General features: G+C 45.7%; 17 protein-coding genes. 8 read left to right on the forward strand and 9 right to left on the reverse strand.

The window, feature by feature from the left end:
• Nucleotides 1–8: 8 nt before the first annotated feature.
• A complete protein-coding gene (locus tag QUA00_RS19135) occupies nucleotides 9–1238 on the reverse strand; it encodes an ATP-grasp domain-containing protein (RefSeq protein WP_333410810.1) in 1230 nt (409 codons plus the stop codon).
• A 339-nt stretch (nucleotides 1239–1577) separates the two neighbouring features.
• Nucleotides 1578–3095, reverse strand: a complete 1518-nt coding sequence (locus QUA00_RS19140) for a glycosyltransferase family 2 protein (protein WP_333410811.1) — start codon at nucleotides 3093–3095, stop codon at nucleotides 1578–1580.
• A gap of 246 nt (nucleotides 3096–3341) precedes the next feature.
• Here QUA00_RS19140 and ebsA point away from each other — a divergent pair, with 246 nt between their 5' ends.
• From ebsA to QUA00_RS19155, 3 genes are all read left to right on the forward strand, one after another.
• Nucleotides 3342–3716 carry a type IV pilus biogenesis protein EbsA gene (ebsA, locus tag QUA00_RS19145; RefSeq protein WP_333140917.1) on the forward strand — a complete coding sequence of 125 codons (375 nt, stop codon included), beginning with the start codon at nucleotides 3342–3344 and terminating at the stop codon, nucleotides 3714–3716.
• Nucleotides 3717–4588: 872 nt separating this feature from the next.
• Nucleotides 4589–4756, forward strand: a complete 168-nt coding sequence (locus QUA00_RS19150) for a hypothetical protein (RefSeq protein WP_333410812.1) — start codon at nucleotides 4589–4591, stop codon at nucleotides 4754–4756.
• A 438-nt stretch (nucleotides 4757–5194) separates the two neighbouring features.
• On the forward strand, nucleotides 5195–6292 hold the full coding sequence (locus QUA00_RS19155) for a phosphotransacetylase family protein (protein ID WP_333102570.1): 1098 nt from the start codon (nucleotides 5195–5197) through the stop codon (nucleotides 6290–6292).
• 85 nt (nucleotides 6293–6377) lie between these two features.
• Here the strand turns inward: QUA00_RS19155 and QUA00_RS19160 are convergent, their stop codons facing one another.
• A complete protein-coding gene (locus QUA00_RS19160) occupies nucleotides 6378–6542 on the reverse strand; it encodes a hypothetical protein (protein WP_333181088.1) in 165 nt (54 codons plus the stop codon).
• Between the two features lie 28 nt (nucleotides 6543–6570).
• Here QUA00_RS19160 and QUA00_RS19165 point away from each other — a divergent pair, with 28 nt between their 5' ends.
• The 3 genes from QUA00_RS19165 (at nucleotide 6571) to QUA00_RS19175 (ending at nucleotide 8131) form a co-directional block, all read left to right on the forward strand.
• Nucleotides 6571–7074 carry a hypothetical protein gene (locus tag QUA00_RS19165; protein ID WP_039887610.1) on the forward strand — a complete coding sequence of 168 codons (504 nt, stop codon included), beginning with the start codon at nucleotides 6571–6573 and terminating at the stop codon, nucleotides 7072–7074.
• A 15-nt stretch (nucleotides 7075–7089) separates the two neighbouring features.
• Entirely contained in the window at nucleotides 7090–7506 is a 417-nt protein-coding gene (locus tag QUA00_RS19170; protein WP_333102629.1) for an MAPEG family protein, read from the forward strand.
• Between the two features lie 133 nt (nucleotides 7507–7639).
• Entirely contained in the window at nucleotides 7640–8131 is a 492-nt protein-coding gene (locus QUA00_RS19175; protein WP_333102569.1) for a YajQ family cyclic di-GMP-binding protein, read from the forward strand.
• 91 nt (nucleotides 8132–8222) lie between these two features.
• Here the strand turns inward: QUA00_RS19175 and QUA00_RS19180 are convergent, their stop codons facing one another.
• From QUA00_RS19180 to QUA00_RS19200, 5 genes are all read right to left on the reverse strand, one after another.
• Nucleotides 8223–9842, reverse strand: a complete 1620-nt coding sequence (locus QUA00_RS19180) for a mucoidy inhibitor MuiA family protein (protein WP_333410813.1) — start codon at nucleotides 9840–9842, stop codon at nucleotides 8223–8225.
• Between the two features lie 258 nt (nucleotides 9843–10100).
• Nucleotides 10101–10991 (reverse strand): methylenetetrahydrofolate reductase, encoded by an 891-nt coding sequence (locus QUA00_RS19185; RefSeq protein ID WP_333410814.1) that lies wholly within the window; start codon nucleotides 10989–10991, stop codon nucleotides 10101–10103.
• Nucleotides 10992–11129: 138 nt separating this feature from the next.
• Nucleotides 11130–12140 (reverse strand): tryptophan--tRNA ligase, encoded by a 1011-nt coding sequence (gene trpS / locus QUA00_RS19190; RefSeq protein ID WP_333410815.1) that lies wholly within the window; start codon nucleotides 12138–12140, stop codon nucleotides 11130–11132.
• Between the two features lie 136 nt (nucleotides 12141–12276).
• Nucleotides 12277–13680, reverse strand: coding sequence for a hypothetical protein (locus QUA00_RS19195; protein WP_333410816.1), 1404 nt, complete (start codon nucleotides 13678–13680; stop codon nucleotides 12277–12279).
• Between the two features lies 1 nt (nucleotide 13681).
• The gene (locus QUA00_RS19200) at nucleotides 13682–14020 is read right to left on the reverse strand and encodes a hypothetical protein (protein ID WP_333140929.1); all 339 of its coding nucleotides are present in this window, start codon (nucleotides 14018–14020) and stop codon (nucleotides 13682–13684) included.
• A gap of 128 nt (nucleotides 14021–14148) precedes the next feature.
• On the opposite strand from QUA00_RS19200, the gene QUA00_RS19205 reads away from it, so the two are divergent.
• Together QUA00_RS19205 and QUA00_RS19210 are read left to right on the forward strand one after the other, a co-directional pair.
• Nucleotides 14149–14529 (forward strand): hypothetical protein, encoded by a 381-nt coding sequence (locus QUA00_RS19205; RefSeq protein ID WP_333410817.1) that lies wholly within the window; start codon nucleotides 14149–14151, stop codon nucleotides 14527–14529.
• Nucleotides 14530–14538: 9 nt separating this feature from the next.
• Complete coding sequence (locus QUA00_RS19210) at nucleotides 14539–15042, forward strand: hypothetical protein (RefSeq protein ID WP_333108020.1); 504 nt, start codon at nucleotides 14539–14541, stop codon at nucleotides 15040–15042.
• A gap of 284 nt (nucleotides 15043–15326) precedes the next feature.
• On the opposite strand, the gene QUA00_RS19215 is transcribed toward QUA00_RS19210, so the two are convergent.
• Nucleotides 15327–18124 (reverse strand): CHAT domain-containing protein (locus QUA00_RS19215; protein ID WP_333410818.1); only part of this gene is annotated, 2798 nt, incomplete at its 5' end.

Raw genomic sequence — 18124 nt, forward strand, 5'->3', positions numbered from 1 at the left:
GACTGCCGCTACTTGGCGGAGGATACAGAAGCGGCCGCGGCCTCATCCAAAGTGCTAGCTAGCTGCACCGGCAACTGTCCCAAACGCTTTTTAACAGCATCAGCATCGATCTCTACCAGCCTCAGCACAACTTGGATGTGGCGGTTAGCGCGAGCTTTCCGTTCCAAATAGCCGGCTACTGCAGCGATTATTTCCTCGGTTTTGGAGGCGCTGCCCAAAATATTTACAAGTATCACCTTAACGCTTTTATCCTGAGCGACTAACTCCAGACCCAACTCCGTGCGATCGCGCAGGGCATTTGCTGCATAGTAGCGGTCTAGGGAACCAATATTCACAAAATTAGCTGGTTTTCCTCCTTGGTGGGTTACAGCATCTAAAGTTGCCATTGTCAGGCCCACTCCGTTGCACAAAATCGCGATATTCCCGTCTAGTTCGATTAATTGCACGGATTCGGAATTCGAGATTGAAGATTTAGATTTGGGGTCAAACTCCGGCGACTGCTGAACCTTGGACTGGGAATGGGAGCGATCGCCCCCAGCATGGGGACTTCTTCTTTCCCGTGCCAACCCGCCCAAGAGCTTCTTCTCCGAGAGTGCTGCCAAATCTGGATGTCGTCCCAAGGCATCGTCGTTGGCGGTGACTTTACCGTCTAAAGCCATTACCTCTCCCCTTGGACTGATGCCGAGAGGATTGATTTCTACTAGGTCTAAATCTTTTTCGACAAACAGCCGGTACATTTTTTCGACAATGGTGCTCACCGATTGAATCAAGTCTCCCTGCAATCCCATTTTCAGCGCGAGACGCCTCGCGTAGAATGGGGAAAATTCTTGATCTACGGCAACTTGCTGCATTTGCTCGATCGACCCTTCGACATCCATACCTCCTTGGCTCGAACCCAGAAGCACCGGGCGTCGTGCTACGGGGTCTAGGAGTACCGCTAAGTACAATTCTTGGTCGGCGTTGTACTTTGCTTCTGCCAGCAGGACTTGGGGATATTCATCCTCGATCGGCAAATTAAAAATTGTTTGAGCGGCTGCTACTGCATCGATCGTATTTTCCACAAACTTGATACCCCCCGCCCTGCCCCGTCCCCCAGCCCGCACTTGCGATTTGAGTACAACGGGGTAAGGAATTTTCAGTCCTTTGAGGTCGGCGGGATTGTCAATCCGCTGCGACGGCAAAATCGGAATTGCCATCTGGCGAAATAAAGATTTAGCTTGGTACTCTAACAAATCCATTTATCAATTACGGGTGACGGGTAGTTGGCAACAAGCAATTCGTCCTAATTGGCAATTCATAATTAATAGATAGTAATTGGTTTTTTGTCAAGTTAAAAGTTAAAAATTCTCGCTTTTATCTTTTAATTTTAGACTTTTGTATTGCCGATTACTTATTCGCTATTACCGCTCGCCGATTACCTATTACCTAAGCTGTTTCAAAGTGTTTTTTTCTCGGAATTGCCAAATTTTACTCTTAGGCTCTGGCGGGGAGATATTTGGCGAGCGTTGGTGTTTTTTTTGTCTCAGAAAATCTTCGGACGTTCGGCCATACTGTGCCGAGATATTTCTGCGAATTGTTTACTTGATGCTATTAACAGCGCCTTGATGGACGGTTTTGACCCATTTGAGCCGCTTGGGCCGTACCGCAATCCGAGCCGTCACAGTCCCTACCAGCAGCCAGTGGAACATATACACAGTACCCCGCAGCGTTTGCAGCAAGGTGAGAAAAACTCGCCTTACGTCCAATTTGGTCTCTTTGCGAGTGCGGCGCAAACCGACAAACATTCCCACCACCGACAAGGTAAGGGTCATAAAAGTTATGGGACTGGCGATCGGCATCCGGCGCAGCGCAATTGACATCACAAAGTCGGGTAGGGCTACTGTGGGTAAGAAATATTGAGATACCCAAAATCCAAATAAATCCCAAGTTTTCCCAGTTCCCATGCGGTTCCGCCAAATTAGCCGCCAGTAGTCAAGATAACGCTGATAGCCACCTTCTGCCCAGCGATTGCGCTGATGCCACAGGGCGCGAGCGTTAGTGACTCCTTCTTCTGACACGGCTGGGAAAGGGAGAAATTCAATGTCCCATCGGTTTAGGTGCAGCCTCACCGTCAAATCCAGGTCGTCGGTAATCGTCTCCTCGTTCCAGCCTCCGCAGCTTTCCAAGGCAGTGCGGCGCATGAATTGGCCGTTACCGCGCAATTCTCCAATGCCGCCGATCGCAATCCGCTGCTGCTGGAAAAAACTGTCGAGAGCCATTTCTGCTTCTTGGCCACGAGTCCAAAAATTTACCGAAGCATTGGCGATGGCTTTTCTGACTTGCACAGCGCCTACCTTTTCTCCTTGGAACACTGGCAGCACCCGGCGCAGCAAATCCGGCGTTACCGTCGCGTCGGCGTCAAATATTCCGACAAATTCCCCGCGAGTCAGCGGCAACACTTGATTCAGGGCTCCCGACTTGCCGCCGCTGGCATTTGCTCCCCTGCGAAATACTTTGAGCTGGGGGTACTTTTTGGTTAGCTGTTCCAATACTAGCGGTGTGCCGTCGCTGCTGTGATCGTCGATCGCCCAAACTTCGTAGCGGTCGATCGGATAATCTACATTGCAGATGGATTCTACGAATCTGGCAATCACCGCTTCCTCATTTTTCGCTGCCACCAGCAGCGACACGTAAGGCCAATCCTCTCGACTTTCATCGGCAAGAGGTGGCAGTGCGGGCTTGGGTTCGGCAAACAAAACTCGAAATGCTTGCATCCACAGCAATCCCGTCAACCCCCACACTACCCACGCACCCCAAGAAATCAAGTGCAGGGCGATCGTGCCGGCCCAAATCGCAGTCAGCACTGCGGCGGCTTTTCCGCGCCGTCCCCGGTACAGATTTTGAGGAAAAGAGGGAGTTCCCGGCACAGACACCGCAACCGGGAGCTCTGCTTTTGTTTCCGCGTCAAACACCTTGTCGCCAATGTCTGGTATAGCAAATACTTTGCTGAGCTTCGAGTGCGAGGTCAAACTCTTGAGCTCTTCTTGAGCTAAATCAGAGATGTCTAAGTTAAGCTCGCTGCGAGCGTCGTTTTCTGGCCAAGAACTCTCCTGCATAGGTTACTTGATTCAACCACCAATAGTTTTTGATTTTAGATATAAGCATCTACTGTATCAGTTTCTGGGCTTTTGTCGAAAGCGGACGGGAGGACTACCAGCGGGTTAGGTGCTTGTACGGCCCTGGTAAACGGGTACTGCATAGAGTATTTGGGTTGACTTTTGCTTGCGATCGACCTGGAATATCTGCTAGTTTTTTCTGGGGATCTAAACTATCTGTTAGTAATAATTGTCTGAGGTGGAAATATGTCTATTCCTCAACTCAAGCCAGCCGACGACAAAGAAGTGAAAGTCTACGCGCCTTTCTGTCAAGAGCCCAGGCGCAAGTTTTTGCCGCACGCGATTGCGCTCTACAAGCTCAAAAGCTTGGAGGGAGCAAGAAAAATTGACGGCGGGGACAGCGTGCCGTTTGTCGCTAGTTGGAATATCTCGTCGCTGCCGATCGACTTAACCCGCTGTCGGGTGTTGTTTGACGGCAATGCTGAACTCAGCTACGAAGTGACTATGCAAAGCTCTGAGTTTGTTAGTTGCTTAATTGAGGTTCTCCTGACTTTTCAGCGAACTCGTACCGTCGATTTTTCTAAAACATTTTACCGCAAGCTGATGCGAATGGATGAATAACTTTCACCGCAGCCACACTCCCGAAAGTCGGCAATTGACAATCAAGCAATTTAATCCGGGGCCCCCGGATTGATTCGTGGATCTAGAAAAAAGCTCCTCGCTCCCGATCGCCAGCCCCCGGATTTATCAGTGGGCTTGCTTTCTTCAATTCTTTAATCTAAAATCTAAAATCTAAAATCGATTGACGGGCGCTATAAATGGCGCACCAATAGTGTAAAGCCACGACGGCAACATTACATGATTGGTGCGCCAGTCCTATTTGAGAAGCGGGATAGTAACTGAGTTCTTGGATCATTCTCAATAATCCCTTTGGGGGTCAGCACTTATCCCCATTGGTAAAGTAAATCTACTGAAGTTTTCAGTTGAGCGTGATACAGATTTCGCGTAGGGACTCAGACAAAGCCTTAGTCCCTACCTGTATTTCATCCAATTGAAAACTGCTGTAGTTGTTGTGGGACAAGCCCAAAAGCCTATTTCAGACATTGGTACTGTGCGAGTACGCGCGAGCGAAGCTATCGCCGTGAGGCGAATCGCGCCGTCCGATTTTGTTCAAATTTTGCGACTCGGTAGCTGAGAGGAAAGGGCTGCAGATCCGCTCAAGGAAACTCAATCTACAGCCATTGAACTGCGATCGGGCCTAGCATCGCAATCAGCCTTGGGGCTGCCGAAATTCCAGCCCACGCCGCCCGACAATTTATGTGTTTAGAAGCTATAATCCCGATTCTAAGCAGCTTATTGCTGGCAGTGCCACCGCTCAGTTAGAACGCGGGCGATCGCACTAATAATGAATAACTAATCATACAACCTATCCATTTTTAATTATATGCAAAACTGCTTAGGCAAGCAGCGTGTTCTCTGGGAGCATCTCACCTTTGCAGCCCTCCGCTAGAAATTGGAGTTTTGAGGCAGGAGGCAGGAGGCAGGAGGCAGAAGGAAAGAGGAAGAAGGAAAGAGGAAGAAGGAAAGAGGAAGAAGGAAAGAGGAAGGAGGAAGGAGCCAGAAGAAGGAAGGAGCCAGAAGAAGTATTTTTACAAATATGAGATGCTCCCTGTTCTCTTCCTATACAATTCTCTATTTAGCCACTAGAAAAACTATTTTCAACCCTCTAAGTAGGCTTTTAAGGTAAGGTGAACCATTTTTGCCGTGTTATTTTTACTCGATAAAATTCGAGGTTGATATCTCAGCTACGCAATCCCAATGCCTAAAAATATTACCATTAAAATGTGTTTTTAAAGGAATCATGGGCGATAAATACTTATCAAAAACTGCGGGTAAAACAAACAATTTAAAAACTGCTTTCCCAAAATCAAGTAAAAAGAATGGGAAGAAAAGGGTTGCGAACAGGTGAATAAAAATTTTCCGCAAAAAAACAATTTGCCCAAAAGCGACAAAATCGAGTATAATAGTATTGCCAAATTGAGTCGCAGTTCAGAAATACTGTAGAAAAAACTAAATTTATTGAAATAGACAGGTGCAAATTGAGGATTGAAGGCGTACCAAAATTGACTAAATATTTGCTGATCGGTTCCACAAAAGCTTACAGTGGCAAGTCGGCCATCGCCCTGGGGATGGCACTCGGACTCCGGGGAAAAGGACTGGCCGTCGCCTACGGCAAACCTCTGGGAACCTGTTTCAGCTCGCCCGGAGCTGGGATCGAGGACGAAGACGTGCGGTTCGCGGTAGAGACGCTGAATCTCTCAGAAAGTCAGATGCCGTCAACATTGCTGTATTTGGATGAAGAGACGGTTCACAAGCGTTTGCGGGGAGAAGACAAGACAGATTACCGCCAGTCTTTAGCGCAATATTTGCAAGCTCCCAGCGGAGACTTGGCGCTGTTAGAAGGCCCAGCTAATTTGGAGGAAGGCAGTCTGTTTGACTTGTCTTTGGCTCAAATCGCTGAGGCAATTGATGCCTCTGTGCTGTTGGTAGCCCGCCCGATCGATCTGTATGTAGACGATTTGCTGTCTGCTAAACAGCGTTTGGGTTCGCGGTTGCTGGGCGTGGTACTCAACGACGTTCCCTCGGACAAACTCGAATCCGTAACGGCGACTGTGCGGCCTTTTCTGGAGGCTGCGGGTATTCCAGTTTTGGGAATGCTGCCGAGAAGTGCTTTGCTGCGAAGTGTCAGCGTCAAAGAATTGGTGCACCAATTGAAAGCTGATGTGCTCTGCCGTAAAGACCGTTTGGACTTGATGGTGGAAACCTTGACAATTGGCGCGATGAATGTTAGTTCGGCTATGAAGTATTTCCGCAAAGCGAGAAATATGGCGGTGGTGACGGGGGGCGATCGCACGGACATTCAGCTAGCGGCTCTGGAAAGCTCGACTCAGTGCTTGATTTTGACAGGTCACTTGCCTCCTTCTCCCTTGGTGATTGGCAGGGCAGAAGAAATGGAAATTCCGGTTTTGTCTGTTGATTTGGATACCTTAACCACGGTGGAAATTATCGACAGCACCTTTGGCAGCGTGCGCCTGCACGAACCGATCAAGGTGGAATGCGTTACTCAGCTAATGGCAGAACATTTTGACCTTGAGGGCATGATGGCATCCTTGGGGCTGAGCGATCGAGTCCATTAAGAAGAGAGCCGGAGCTGAGGGAAGAAGGTATTCGGCAGAGAGAACTTTTTGTTTAAATAAATAAAAAGCTAAAATTCTTAAATTCTCAATTTTTCTTGAATTCTACCTTGAGCTCCGGCTGGCCAATGTCGGAAGACATTCTGCCTTCTGGCTTCCTCAAATCTCCCCATCCTCTAGTCTGATCCGGTAAATCAGCAATTCTTAACTTCTTTTTGGCGGCAATGGCTAGTGAGTCTGCTAAAATCCACAACGTAGTTTTATTTAATTTAATAAATTCTTTGAGTCAATCAATTGAGCTACCCAGAGTAGATGATTTTTTACAAGAACTAGCGGCGATCCAGCAAACCAGCTCCAAGCGGATTGCTCTTTTGGGTTCTCGCCACGTTCCTATTACCCACCAGCAGCTAATTGAGATGCTGAGCTACGCCATAGTTCTGGGAGGCAATCAGCTCATCACTTCTGGCGCTACAGGCACCAATTCAGCAGCAATTCGGGGGGCAATGCGAGCAGATCCTAATCTGCTGACGGTGATTTTGCCACAAAGCATGAGTCGCCAGCCTCGGGAGTCTCGCGACCAACTCGAACAAGTGATACATTTGGTAGAAAATCCCAAAAATGATAGCTTGTCTCTCCCGGAAGCAAGCGCCATGTGCAATCAGGAGATTATTTCTCGCTGCCAGCAACTGATATGTTTTGCTTTTCACGAAAGCCACACTTTGCTGAAAACTTGCCAGGATGCGGAGGAACAGCGCAAGGTGGTTACTCTGTTCTATTTTGATTGAACTGCGAGGCGGATGATGCTGTTGGGATTACCTGTGTCGGTTATTCTGCTTGATTGTATTGCAGCTGCTGCTGCGCTGGTTTACGCACCGTTTTTGGTGGTTGCGTTCGCCCGCTTGCAGCTAGGCTACGATCGAGCAGCCCCCCGCGCTATGTTTGAGAGGTTGCCTGCTTACGCTCAGCGGGCAACTTGGGCTCACCAAAATTCGTTTGAGACGTTTATGCTGTTTTCAGCGGCGGCTTTGATGGCTTTTGTGACGGGGGTAGATTCCGAACCGGCGGGTTGGGCTGCGATCGCTTTTACGATCGCCCGGTTGTTGTTTTCGGTTTTCTATATTCTGAATGTGCCGCTGGGGCGATCGCTCATGTTTGCGATTAGTTCTTCTTGCACTGTTTCTTTATTCTATTTCAGTTTAATGGCTGTTAACGGCTAATTTTCAGTAGTCATTGGTTATTGGTTATTGGTTATTGGTTATTGGTTAGTTGTTAATGCCCAATGCCCTGTTTCGCCAATGCCCAATGCCCAATGCCCTGTTTTGCCAATGCCCCCTTACCAATTACTAATTTATGGCTGCTAGTTATTCCTTTGATATTGTCAGCGAGTTCGATCGGCAAGAATTAGTTAACGCTGTTGACCAAACAACGCGAGAAATTCAAAGCCGCTACGACTTGAAAGATACCAAAACTACCGTAGAATTGGGTGCAGAATCCATTACTGTCAATACGGACAGCGAATTTACTCTCGACGCAATTCACACTGTTTTGCAAACTAAAGCCGCCAAGCGCAATTTGTCTCTGAAAATTTTTGATTATGGGAAAATTGAAGCTGCTAGTGGTACTAGAGTACGCCAAGAAATCAAACTGAAAAAAGGGATTGACCAGGAAGTTGCCAAGAAAATCACTAAATTAATTCGAGATGAGTTTAAAAAGATTCAAGGTTCGATTCAAGGTGATGCAGTGCGCGTTTCGGCTAAGGATAAGGATGATTTGCAGTTGGTAATTCAACGGTTGAAACAAGAAGATTATCCGATGGCTTTGCAGTTTACCAATTACAGGTAAATTTGATATTTTTTCGGGACTTCAGTCCTCATCCGTGGTGACGAATCAGGACTAAAGTCCTGACTAAAAACAAGTTTTGATCGACTTAATATTAAATATCTAAACCGATGACTGTTAAGTCGGGAGGATGTTCGACAACAAACTGGTAATATAACTCTTGCTTGGCTTGCGGAGGCAGAGACATTATCCATTCTAGCAGTCCCATTTCACCTGCTACTATCTTCGGATTAGTGAGAGTCGATCGCACTTTAATTTGTTCATTGCGGCTGACTGGCAATTGCTCTTGTAGTGTCAGGTGTACCTGCACCTGCCGCAGGTTAGTCACACTCAAACGATAGGCGTAACTCGTGCGCCGCTGATTGCCGATAAGTTTTTTATCTACTTGTCTTTCCACTAATTGCCGCTCTATTTTTAACCCTTCATCTATTCCTAAATTCAGTTTATATTCTTGGCCGGGGGAAACATTTTCTAACTGCACAGTGCCGACAAAAGTGTTGTCGCGAAAGATATTTGCTTTACCGGGAAGCAGAGTTGCACCCGTCAGCGGATTCACAACCACTGCTTGCAAATAGGCAAAACTGACTAAGCGCGGAACTGCAATATATTCAGGTTGAAAGGGATAATTTTCGCTAAAAATAGTCACTTTCTGCCTCGAACTGTCGCTGGGAATATTGGTATTTCCGGCTATTTGAAAAGAGACTGTGCCGCCTTCTCTGGATACTTGAGCTGTTGCTATTTCAGCTTCTATGCGCCGTCCTCCACCGCGGAATGAATTGCCTGCATAACCTTCTTCTAGGATCTCTTCTAGGTCAAATAAATCATCCTCTGACGAGCCCCGACCAGCGGGTTCCTTTAACTCGAAGATCTCGATATACCAAGGCTTTAGTTGTGGTGGGAGACTTCCCAATCCGGGTTTTGCTGTAGATAATGTCAGCGCTACTCCTGTCCAATCTTCGCCTGTATTTTGTTTGACATCGGCTAGGTAATGGAGATTAATTTGGTTGTTGGTGGTATTGACTCGCAAGTCGTAAATGGGAGTCCAAGATGCTCGCTTTACTACATAGGAAAGTTCTAGTTCAAAGTTGCCGCTGCCGCTTGGTTCTATGGCGACAATGATTTTAAAACTTTGCTGGGAATGGGGAGTCTTTACTTGTTGTAACTGGTGCTGTAAAGCTTGTATTTGATTGTCTAATTCGTGCTGTTGTCTTTCGTGCTGCGCGATCGCACTTACATATTTTAGGTAATTGGTTCCTAAAAAGTTGAGCATTTCGCCAGTTTCGTTTAAACCTACCTGCTGTTTGGCGATGCTGCTGGAAAAGAAACCGACGCTTTTTTCGCTTAAATCTTCGACAAATTTGAGTTGAATTCTTCGGGCAACTAACTTGTCTTTTATTGCCACTTTTTGGGTTTCTAATTCTTGGATCTGTTGGGTTAATTCGGCGATGCCATCCGCTACAGGTTCCCTGCTAAACACTCTGTCGCTGCGTACTCCCAGCAATCGCACAGCAACTGTACCCGCACCCGTGGCCCTGACTGACTCTGTTTCGAGGGTTGCGGGGAGAGAGACGATCGCCAATTTTCGCTCGTTTCCCGTCAGAGATACCGTACCGCGGCGCGTCACCAAAGCGCGATCGGTGTAAACTGTCACTTCTGATATGGTAGTTTCTAGTGTTTTGATGGTATCAGAATTAAGAATTTCTGAGTCAGTCATTGCCAGTTGCTCCTATTTCATAACCGTTTAGTCGATCGAGCATTTTTCAAAGTAGTTTATTAATCAAACTCAGAAGTTATTGGATTATCTACAGCGGGGGAGGGCGGGTTTACGAACTCATTAGTTTTATACATTGATGGTTGGTCAAACCCGCCCCTACAGTTTGATCTTCAAAATGCTAGCGCGGGGGTGGGCAGGTTTATAAGATCGTTAATGTTAGGCATTGATAGTTGGTAAAACCCGCCCCAACGGTTAATTTTAGCTCAGTGGTTCGATTCCTGCCAAATCCAAAATTTGAGGAATTAAATCTTCTCGTTTGACGGCCATCATGTGAACTCCTTGACAAATCTGCCGCGCTAGCTTGACTTGTTCGGCAGCAATTTTTATGCCTTCCTGCAAGGGTTCTGGAGCTTTAGCCAAACGGTCGATCGTCTCTTGCGGAATGTGAACTCCCGGCACGTATTTTTTAATAAATTCAGCATTTTTAGCTGATTTAAACAAAAATATTCCTGCTAAAACTGGCTTGTTGCAGCCTGCAGCAACGTGGTGCATGAACTTATCCAAAATTTCAAAATCTGTAATTAATTGACTCTGAAAAAACTGTGCTCCAGCCTCTACTTTTTTCTCAAATCGACTTTGCAAACCAGACCAACTGGGGCATTGCGGATCGACGGCAGCACCGACAAATAAATCGGTAAATCCGTCTGTTAAAGGTTTGTCATTCCAGTCTTTGCCGCCATTCATTTTTTGAATGACTTGTAACAGTCGTACAGATTCAAAGTCGAATACACTTTTTGCTTTAGGATGGTCGCCCGCTTTGACGGGATCACCTGTAAGTGCTAATACATTGCGAATGCCTAAAGCGTGAGCTCCCATGAGATCGGCTTGCAGGCCAATTTGATTGCGATCGCGACAAGCAACTTGACAAATTGGCTCAATTCCGTGCTGCACTAAAATCGCCGAAACTGCTAGGGGGCACATTCCCAGCACTGCGCGACTTCCGTCGGTGATATTAATGGCGTGCACTCTGTTTTTGAGGCGTTCAGCCATTTGAATTGTGTGAGTCATGTCGCCGCCTTTTGGGGGGGCAACTTCGGCGGTAATTATAAATTCTCCGGGGGTGGTGCAGGCTGTGCGAAAACGGTTCATGATTATTTGTCTGTTATGGGTTATTTGTTATTTGACAGTTGACAGTTGTTAGTTGACAGTTGACAGTTGACAGTTGTTAGTGGGTAGTTGGCAGTGGTCATTCTTAACCAGTAACCAATAACAACTAACCACTAACAACTAAACAGGTAAAGAATAACCGAAAGCTGTCTTAACCTTAGTTAGAGTTTGATTAGCAATAGCTTCTGCTTGTTCTCTGCCGCGACGTAGTACAGACTCTAAATATCCCGGATCGTCCATTATTTCCTTGTATTTATCCTGAATTGGTTTGAGCGCATTAATTGTCGTCTCTGTCAGCAAGGGTTTAAAATCTCCCCAACCCATGTTTTCACACTCCGCTGCTACTTCTTCCTTAGATTTGCCGGAAAGCAGGAGATAAAGTGTCAGCAAATTTCTAGCTTCGGGGCGATCGGGGTCGTCAAAAGTCAAACCGCGCACGGCATCTGTTTTGCAGCGCTTGATTTTTTTGGCGATCGTATCTGGCGAATCCAATAAATTAATTCGACTTTGTTCGGAAGGGTCTGATTTCGACATTTTGCGCGTGCCATCTGTCAAACTCATCACCCTCGCACCGTCAGTCCGAATTAAGGGTTCGGGAAGTTTCAATACTGGCTTTTCGGGTGTACCGAATTGGTGATTTAATCTGATGACAATATCGCGGGTGAGTTCCAAATGCTGTTTTTGGTCTTCTCCCACTGGCACTTTGTCGGCATCGTAAAGCAAAATGTCTGCTGCCATTAGCACCGGATAATTTAGCAAACCGGCGTTGACATTTTCGCCTTGTTTAACTGCTTTTTCTTTAAACTGAATCATATCTTCGAGCCAGTTAATCGGCGTAATACAGTTGAGCAGCCATGCTAGTTCTGTGTGCGCCGAGACGTGGGATTGCACGAAAATAGTAGAATATTCTAAATCGATGCCGCAAGCTAAATACAGTGCGGCGATCGTGTAAGTGTCGGAGGCTAGAGTTGCTGGATTGTGCGGTGCGGTAATTGCGTGCAAATCGACTACGCAGAAGTAATTTTCGTACTGACTTTGATTTTCTACCCAGTTGCGAATGGCACCGAGATAATTGCCGAGGTGAAGATTGCCGGTTGGCTGAACTCCAGAAAGAACGCGCTGTTTGCCCATGAGGAAAGAATAGAATTGAATGTCACATTTCTATATTGACACGTTATTTTGATTTAAGATACTCTTGGTTGAAATTCGAGCGATCGGCAACGATCTAAATCCCAGCCTTAAAAAGCTCGCTGTCAAGTGTCAACTGTCAACTGTTTTTCGGTTTAGTGCGCCACCAAGTGATGCCGGCTGCGAAAAGAGCGATCGCAAAACTCAAGGCAAACGAAAATAGAAAGGGATGCCATTGCATTAAAATTGGGATTTGATGGTTTTGCACTGTCTGGAATACTTTGTCTGTGCCGCTGGAGGCTGCGATGCCGCCGGCTGCTAAACCGACGCCGATCGCCTGTACTGTGCTTTCTAGGCGATCTTCCCGATTTTTCTCTGCTATCTCGCTGTTGCGGAGTGCGATTTGGTTGGTGCGATCGCTCCTGGCTTGTTCTATTTCTACTATGCCGCGAATTGAGGCGATCGCCTGTTCGATTAAGCTTGTTCCGTGTCGGAAATATCCTAAGTCTCCGGCAATTTGCGATCGCATATAAGGAGCAGTTTTTCTACTGAAGTTATTTAATATTGATAGTTCTTCCTTATCAATTCCTAGTATATCACAAATTTTCGACAAAATGTCAGTGTAATTGTTAAGATTTAGCGCAATTGTATTGTCATAATCTTCGAGTTTCCGCAGCAGGCGAGTATAAGTTACTGCTTTGCTGAAGAGTTGCTTTAACTGTTCCTGAAATTCCTGCAATTGGGCGGAAGTTAATACAGTTCCTCTGGAAAATTGAGCCTGCAAAATCTCCATATTTTTCTCAATGATGCGGTATTCGCGATCGAGTTCGCGGTAAATCTGGCGGCTGTCTTGAAAAGCTTTGATAATTTTGTTGCGGTGAAATAGTAGGTCGAGTATTTCTTCCTGGCAAGTGTTAAAATCCTTGTCGGTTTGTTTGTCGGAAAGCAGCCAGACAAGCAGGTGGCGGTAATTCGCAATATCGCTAATTGAACCGTATTCAAAAATCGGACTACCGAACAGTTTACTCGCTCGGTAAAATACAGGCGGCGAGTCGCCCTGAAATAAAGCATCGCGACATTTATCGGCGAGGGGTTTGAGGGAATCTAAATTATTTGGTGAGTTTTCGGGAAGCCATGCGGTAATCAGAAGAGTTTGACCTAAAAAGTTATCATCTCCACTGATGAGTAAGGCTTGATTTGGGTTGAATTGCTGGATTAGATCGACATCTATATTATCAGCAGTGCCGTCTTCCGGGCAACCTATATTTAAGCAGAAAGCATAGCTGTCTTGAATTTGTAGCGGTTGGGCAAAACCTTCTACGGGCGGATTGCTGTTAAATCGTAGTGCGACTGTTTGCAACAAATCCTCGCGGTAGCTGTGGGAATTTTGCGGGAAAACTAGGTTGGATGTTAGCTGTTTATCGGTGAAGTTGGCGAGGATATTGTCGCAGTGTTTCCACAGAGGATTATTGCTGCCCTGACTGTCATTGTACAGTTGGAAAGCATATAAATAGACATTGGGGGCAGAAATTTTGTCGCTCATGTTATTGGCGCGGTGGCTGTGAATTGGGGAGGCGTTTTTTGAGGCTTTCGGGTAACTCTGGATAGCGGTTTAATAGTTTTGGTTCTTGCTCTTCTTTTTTGGTGGGTTGGGGTTCTGGTTTTCTATTAATAATTGAACGGAGGGTATCTCTGATTTTAGGATATTTTTTGCACCATATCCCAATAGTATCCGCTACTTCCTCATCAGATTCATCAACCATCTGAGATATCATCTGGTTGAGGTTTGCTAAATCTTCTACTGCTCCCACATCCTCTAATAATTCGGCTTTAGTCTCAAAAACTTGCAGAAATGCTGATATATAACGTTGGTCGTCATTCATGGCAGATTTTCTATTGTGTTAATTGAATTTGGAGATTTTTAGGATTTTTGTTCGAGCATTGTCTCTATGTGAATTCTATGATACCATCGGAGACAATTTAGTGTCAATTTTTTTAGGAGTTGCAAGCATTGACCTCAAGTGATGAAGTAATTCAAGGTGCGGGATTCACGGTCAAATCTAGTAAATTTGACTTCTTTTTTGGTCGCGTCACCTCTACTCCCACAAATACTAGGCGGTCTTTAGATAATTTAAGAGATTTGAGAACGCTAGGAATTGACGAAGTATCTGGGGGGAAAGAAAAGCTATTAGAAATATTGGCCGAAGGATTAAATGCACCAGAAGTTGAAGGCGATCGAACAATTAACGAATATGGCGCAAACATTTCTCGTAAAGTAGAATTGAGAGGGGGAGAAAAACCGGGGGCGATTGTGGTTCGATATTTTTATCCTGAAGGCGACTTAGATGCAAATCCTCAAGTTACTTCAATTGTACCGTTAATTTATCAATAACCAGCTACCATGAAAATTGAAACTATTAGCAAATCAGAATTCGACAAAATTCCAGGCATTCGGCAAATTATTGGCCACGAATACGCTCAAACATTTGCTTGCCTTGACTTGGGGGAAGTTTTGGGATGTTACGGACTGAGTTGGCGGGGTCAATTAGTTGAGTTAAGCATCGAGCATTCTCACGAGAAAAAGATGCTATGGATGGGAATTGAACAGCAGTTAGTAGCTATTTGCCTGGAAAGCGGCCGCATTTGTCTGGCAATGCCTTTGACGGGTAATTTAATTCAGATGGCTGTTATTCACAAAGTAACTGCTGTTTTGACTGAAAATGAGATATTATTATTTAACTCGAATGGTTCCCTCAGATTTAATCGCGGATTGCCCGATGTTCCCGAACAATTTTCGGCGAGCGATGATAACTTAGTAATTGAATTAATGGAGGGCGATCGTTTCAGCTTAAATTTGCAAACGGGACAATTCCGAAAATTAGTTGGGGAGGTTTTAAGTTCATAAAATCACCTATTCCGATAAATTTGTAGGGGCGGGTTCGCCGATGTTTTGGAATCAAACCAACCAACTAATAAACCCGCCCCCACCCACGATGCCGGGGCGGGTTTTTGAGATTTACGGTGTGGTTTCACAGACAGTCGCGAACCCGCCCCTACAGCAATTATATCTATTTTTTACAATATCAAATCCCCAATTTTAACAAATTTGTAGGGGCGGGTTCGCCGAGATTTATAAATCAAACCAACCAACTAATAAACCCGCCCCCACTCATGCAAAAAACCTTTGGGTTATTGTCCAACGGCACAAAAAGCCGCCCAGTATACAGGGGATTGGCAAGGGCGATCGTCATCATCGTAATCGCGTTTATAATTCTTTTGAATCCTGTTTTTACTTTCACTATCCAGTAACTTTGAACGCTCGGCCCAATCTACCAAATCTTGCACCGTTGCATCCCGCAGCCACATTTGAGAATCGCGCAAAGCAATCGCCACAGGCGGGCGAGTTTCAGACAGCAAAAGTTCGTAAAACTTAATCATCAAAATCGCGGTAGATACATCATTCACCGTCCACAAAGTGCTAATTATACTCGTTGCCCCGGCATATAAAAAACCGCTAGGCAATCCGATATACTCATCAGTGCTATCTCCAATATCCGTTAACCCAGTTTCGCAGGCGGAAAGCGTAACTAAACTGCACTTACTCAGCGGCAAATCAAAGATTTCTTCCAGCGTCAGGCATTTTTCAATGTCCAACAATTCGTCTTGGGGGGAACGAATATAACTTTTGTTCTCTGAGTCAACGTTATCGGTGGCAATTTTCGCCCCTGCTAAGATTAAAGCTGATTTCCGAGGATTGGAAAAATCGAAAAAGCCGTGACAGGAAAAGTGGGCGATGTCGGCATTGTGCAACGCTTCAAGCTGTTGCTGCAATCCTGTCTTGCTTGCCTTTTCTCGAATCAAAACTTCGGCAGGATTAAAGAATTTGGCAATTGCTTCAACTTCGATGTCGGTGAAGTCTAAATCTTCTGTCGGGTTTTGAATGGCAAACAATCTTGTGGGTGATGACTCTTCCCCAGTCGGATTTATCCGCTGAGATAATTGTAATAGCTGACAACTGGGAGTGTATCTCACGCCGCCGGGAAAAAGTTCGAGGAGACTTCCAGTTTCTTCGGCATTCTGCCTTAGCCTTTTGCTAGTTAATGCGTGCAGCGGTAACAAGTGCAAATATCGGAAGGGAACTAATATTAATTTTTGGCAGTTTTCGGGGAGGCGGGCAATTATTTCGTCGATGTGGAGAATTTGGGCTAATTTTTCCAGGCGGGTTTCTAGCTGGTTTCTCCAGTTGTCGGTTTCCTCGATGTAGCCGTCGATATATTCCCCCGTAAACTCTGCTAATGCTTCCAAGTCTTCAGAGGAAGATTGCCAGATATCGGGTTGGGTGGAGTCGCGGGCGATAATGAAAACTTTAAAGTGGTTAAAGGTAATGTACCATTCTAAAATTGCTTCATTTTCAGCTAATAAACTGCGAATTTTGGCAAAACTAATAGGTTTTGGCTGTAAATTTTCTCGGTTGCTGCGGGATTTGTGAAACAATTCTACTAATAAACTGCGAATTTTGGCAAAACTAATAGGTTGTGGCTGTAAATTTTCTCGGTTGCTGCGGGCTTTGTGAAATAATTCTACGAGGTTGCGGGTTTTGCTGCGTTCGACGTACTCTAGGGCGGCAGTATTGTTTCCCATTTCTAGGCAAACTTCTACCATGTTATGATAAAGATTATTCCATTCTTCAGCTAATTTCTGCTTGTCGGCTTCGCCGCCGATAATGATTTCTCTCCGCATTGATTCGACAGTTTCAATGGCAGAGTTAAAAGTATTGTAAGCTTCTGGGAGTTGGGAATTATCTTGGTAGGCAAGTCCGAGATTACATAAGCTTCCAGTATGGTAGAGCGGAAATGCCCTTCGGGTGTAAATTTCTAATGATGCTAGATAAGCAGCGATCGCCAGTTCCAGATTCTCTGCTTTTTCCCCTGTGATTCTTTCTCTGTAAGCATTCCCCAAATTATTTTGAGTCATGGCCCATTCAAAGGGAAATGCCTCGCGGGTGCAGATTTCTAATGATGCCCGAAAAGCAGCGATCGCCAGTTCCAGATTCTCTGCTTTTTCCCCTCTGATTCTGTTGCCGTAAGCAATACCCAAAGTAATTTGACTCCTTGCCCATTCAAAGGGAAATGCCTCGCGGGTGTAAATTTCTAATGATGCCAGAGAAGCAGCGATCGCCAGTTCCAGATTCTCTGCTTCTTCCCCTCTGATTCTGTTGCGGTAAGCTTCCCCCAAATTAATTTGACTCCTTGCCCATTCAAGGGGAAATGCCTCGCGGTTGTAAATTTCTAATGAGGCCAAAGAAGCAGCGATCGCCCGTTCCTGATTCTCTGCTTTTTCCCCTCTGATTCTGTATAAGTAGGCAGCTCCCAAATTATTTTGAGTCATTGCCCATTCAAAGGGAAATGCCTCGCAGGTGCAGATTTCTAATGATGCTTGATAGGCAGTGATCGCCCTTTCGAGATTCTCAGCTTTTTCCCCTCTGATTCTGTTCCTGTAAGCAATGCCCAAATTAATTTGACTCCTTGCCCATTCAAAGGGAAATGCCTCGCGCGTGTAAATTTCTAATGATGCCAGAGAAGCAGCAATCGCCCTTTCGAGATTCTCTGCTTTTTCTCCTCTGATTCTGTCTAAGTAGGCATTCCCCAAATTATTTTGACTCCTTGCCCATTCAAAGGGAAATGCCTCGCGCGTGTAAATTTCTAATGATGCCAAAGAAGCAGCGATCACCCGTTCCAAATTATCAGCTTTTTCCCCTCTGATTCTGTTGCGGTAGGCATTCCCCAAATTATTTTGACTCCTTGCCCAATCTTCGGGAAATGCCTCGCGGGTGTAAATTTCTAATGATGCTTGATAAGCAGCGATCGCCCGTTCCAGATTCTCAGCTTTTTCCCCTCTGATTCTGTCGCTGTAGGCATTCCCCAAATTATTTTGACTCCTTGCCCAATCTTCGGGAAATGCCTCGCGGGTGTAAATTTCTAATGATG

Source organism: Microcoleus sp. T2B6, from assembly GCF_036700475.1.
Classification (GTDB): domain Bacteria; phylum Cyanobacteriota; class Cyanobacteriia; order Cyanobacteriales; family Microcoleaceae; genus Microcoleus.